Below are 3,928 nucleotides of genomic sequence, written 5' to 3'. Positions count from 1 at the left end.
GAGGCGGCATCACTGGCGCCGTAGTGAACCGGCCATTTTAATTGTCGCCGACCGGCCAAAATAATTGACGCGAGATACATGACGATTTGGCCAACATGACGCAGATCGACTACGATCGAGAAATGGCCTTTGTGGCGGTGCGCGCAGACGAGATCATCGGCGTGACCCGCGCGCTGTCCGATCCGGACAACACCGACGCCGAATTCGCCGTGCTGGTGCGTTCCGATCTGAAAGGCGTGGGCCTGGGCCGTCAGCTGCTGGAGAAAATGATCGCCTATGCGCGCGCTCATGGCCTGACTCGCCTGAGCGGCATCACCATGCCGAATAACCGCGGCATGATCGCACTGGCGCAGCGGCTGGGCTTTGGCATCGAGGTGCAGCTTGAGGACGGCATCGTCAATCTGACGCTGCCGCTGCAGGCCGCCGACGCGCAGTGACCTGCGTCGCAATGCGCTACGAATCCACCACTTAACGCCAAAACATACGCACAATCGAGGCAACTAATGGTATTATCGCCCGATTATTCGGTTTATTGTTTTTAAGCCTGTGGCGTTCCGGCCATCAATCATGAGAGAAGAAACGCACTGTGATGTTGTCAAAATTTAAACGTAGCAAACATCAACAACACCTTGCACAACTGCCCAAACTCCCCCAGACGGTTGCTGATGTTCGTACGCTGTACGCGCCGTCCGACTTTCGCACCACGCTGCTGGACGCCATCGCCAACGCCACCCAACGTATCTATCTGGTGGCCCTGTATCTGGAGCATGACGACGCCGGGCGCGAGATCCTCAACGCGCTGTATCAAGCCAAGCAGCAGCGGCCCGAGCTGGAAATCTGCGTGCTGGTCGACTGGCACCGCGCACAGCGCGGGCGCATCGGCGCCGCCGCCGCCAATACCAACGCCGACTGGTACTGCGCCATGGCCAGCCAACATCCAGAGCAGTCGGTGCCTATCTACGGCGTACCGGTCAATACCCGCGAAGCGCTGGGCGTACTGCACCTGAAGGGCTTCGTGGTCGACGATACCGTGATCTACAGCGGCGCCAGCATCAATGACGTCTATCTGCATCAGCATGAGAAATACCGTTACGATCGCTACCAGCTGATCACCAACGAGGCGTTGGCCGATACCCTGATCGATTACATCAAGCAGCATCTGCTCACCGCTGGCGCCGTACAGCGCCTCGATCGCAGCGATCGGCCGAAAAGCCCGGAGATCAAAAACGAGACCCGTCTATTCCGTTTCGCCCTGCGCCGCGCCGGTTACCACTTCCGCGGTAAAGCCGGTAACGATGAGCTGGCGGTGACGCCGCTGGTTGGGCTTGGCAAGCAAAGCGTGCTGAATAAAACCATTCATCACCTGATGTCGTGCGCCGACCAGAAACTGACGCTGTGTACCCCCTATTTCAACCTGCCGGCGCTGCTGGTGCGCAACATCATTTATCTGCTGCGCCAGGGCAAACAGGTGGAGATCATCGTCGGCGACAAAACTGCCAACGACTTCTATATTCCGGAAGACCAGCCGTTCAAAATCATCGGCGCGCTGCCCTACCTGTACGAGATCAACCTGCGCCGCTTCCTGAGCCGCTTGCAGCGTTATGTCGACACCGGCCAGCTGATCGTGCGTCTGTGGAAGGATGGCGATAACAGCTATCACCTGAAAGGCATGTGGGTAGACGAAGAGTGGCAGCTGGTCACCGGCAATAACCTCAACCCACGCGCCTGGCGGCTGGATCTGGAAAACGCCATTCTGATCCACGATCCCAAGCAGGAAATGCGCGAGCAGCGGCAAAAAGAGCTGGAATGCATCCGCACCCACACCACCGTGGTCGGCCACTATCAGGAGCTGCAAAGCATTCAGCAGTACCCGATCAAGGTGCGCAAGCTGATTCGCCGTCTGCGGCGCATCCGCATCGATCGGCTGATTAGCCGTATCCTGTAAGATGTACTCTGACCCCGGCCAAGGCCGGGGTTTTTATTACAGCTGTATCTCCTTGCCTTTACGATGCAGCCGGAGCGAGACCAGCAACGCCAGCAGGCACATGCCGGAAACGTACCAGAAGAAAGCGTTCTCCACGCCGAACGATTTCAGCGACAGCGCGACATATTCCGCCGAACCGCCGAACAGGGCATTCGCTACCGCATAAGACAAGCCGACCCCTAACGCACGCACCTCCGGCGGGAACATCTCGGCTTTAAGCAGCCCGCTGATCGCGGTGTAGAAGCTGACGACGAACAACGCCAGCACGATCAGGCCGAACGCCATAAAGGGATTGGTCACCTCTTTCAGGGCAAACAGAATTGGCACCGTCAACACAGTGGCCAATGCCGAGAAGATCAGCATCGAGCTGCGACGGCCGATTTTATCCGAGAACGCGCCGACCGCCGGCTGCAGCAGCATAAAGACGAACAGCGCGACGGTCATGATGGCGCTGGCCAGCTTGGCGTCCATACCGGCAGTGTTCACCAGATATTTCTGCATGTAGGTGGTGAAGGTGTAGAAGGTCAGCGAACCGGCGGCGGTAAAGCCCAGCACCATCAGAAACGCTTTACGGTTTTTCCACAGCCCCGTCAGCGAACCGGCATCCTTATGGTTACGCGTCTTCGCATCGGAGGTTTCATTCAGCGAGCGGCGCAGGTACAGCGCCACTACCGCCAACACGGCACCCAGGGCAAACGGAATACGCCATCCCCAGGCCTTCAGCTCTTCGCCGGACAATATTTGCTGCAGGATCACCAATACCAGCAGCGCCAGCAGTTGCCCGCCGATCAGCGTGACATACTGGAACGAGGCATAAAAGCCACGGCGGCCCTTGATCGCCACCTCGCTCATGTAGGTAGCGCTGGTGCCGTACTCGCCGCCCACAGACAGCCCCTGGAACAGGCGCGCGATCAACAGCAGCGCCGGTGCCCAGCTGCCGATCGATTCATATGTCGGCAGGCAGGCGATCACCAGCGATCCGGCGCACATCATGCAGACCGAAAGCAGCATTGAGTTTTTTCGGCCATGTTTGTCGGCAATGTAACCGAACAGCCAACCGCCGATAGGCCGCATAAAGAAGCCGGCGGCGAATACCCCGGCGGTTTGCAGCAGCTGCGTGGTGCTGTTGCCCGCCGGAAAAAATGAGGCGGCAAAGTAGATTGAGCAGAAGGAGTAAACGTAAAAATCAAACCACTCCACCAGATTGCCTGACGAAGCCCCAACGATAGCGAAAATGCGTTTTTTGTTATCCAGCGCCCCCTGTTCGACGCCGCGCTCACCCTCAAGAGCCGAGGTTGTTTCTGTCATGATATGTTCTCCGAGCCATAGCAATGATGAAATTCGGCTTCCTGCTGCCCTGGTTGTTACTTTATTGTTATTTATAAGTTAACAGCCAAACTTAATAGCGGACGAAGAATATCTGGAGTTCATTCAAAAAATGAATTGGTTTTGTGATGAATATAGAATCGTGAGATGAAAGATGAAGCGGGTTACAACGGGGATTTTCCATTTTACGCATAGCAAAAAGCCCTGAACGTCAGTTCAGGGCTTTCGGCTTGGTTTGATGCCTGGCAGTTTATGGCGGACGTCCTGCCCGCCCCCCCTTCGGGCCGTTGCTTCGCAACGTTCAAATCCGCTCCCGGCGGATTTGTCCTACACAATTCGTCTCATCCTGAGACTCTCCCTTCCGGGGCCGCCGCACGCGGCGTTAAGGCCCGTTCCCGACGGGCCTTTCGCATGCCCATGCTCGTGCAGAACGCCAGATAACAGACAAAACAAAAAGCCCCATGCTTTCGCATGAGGCTTGTTGTTTTATTTGATGCCTGGCAGTGTCCTACTCTCGCATGGGGAGACCCCACACTACCATCGGCGCTACGGCGTTTCACTTCTGAGTTCGGCATGGGGTCAGGTGGGACCACCGCGCTATTGCCGCCAGGCAAATTC

At 57.1% G+C, this 3,928-nt stretch carries 2 protein-coding genes, 1 rRNA gene and 1 pseudogene; 2 read left to right on the top strand and 2 right to left on the bottom strand.

Translation table 11 applies throughout. The features are described 5' to 3' along the window. Positions 1–77: 77 nt before the first annotated feature. Positions 78–437, top strand: a pseudogene (locus AC4PR2_RS27970) (GNAT family N-acetyltransferase); the annotation flags it as partial. Between the two features lie 152 nt (positions 438–589). Next, positions 590–1,945, top strand: coding sequence for a CDP-diacylglycerol--serine O-phosphatidyltransferase (gene pssA / locus AC4PR2_RS27965; protein WP_060441100.1), 1,356 nt, complete (start codon positions 590–592; stop codon positions 1,943–1,945). A gap of 36 nt (positions 1,946–1,981) precedes the next feature. On the opposite strand, the gene AC4PR2_RS27960 is transcribed toward pssA, so the two are convergent. Further along, positions 1,982–3,292, bottom strand: a complete 1,311-nt coding sequence (locus tag AC4PR2_RS27960) for an MFS family transporter (protein ID WP_147840222.1) — start codon at positions 3,290–3,292, stop codon at positions 1,982–1,984. A gap of 513 nt (positions 3,293–3,805) precedes the next feature. Beyond that, positions 3,806–3,921: ribosomal RNA gene (rrf, locus tag AC4PR2_RS27955) — 5S ribosomal RNA — on the bottom strand. Positions 3,922–3,928 lie beyond the last annotated feature (7 nt).

Source organism: Serratia sp. A07 (genome assembly GCF_058725505.1).
The sequence above is the reverse complement of the archived record's forward strand: the minus strand, read 5'-3'. Positions and strand labels throughout refer to the sequence as shown.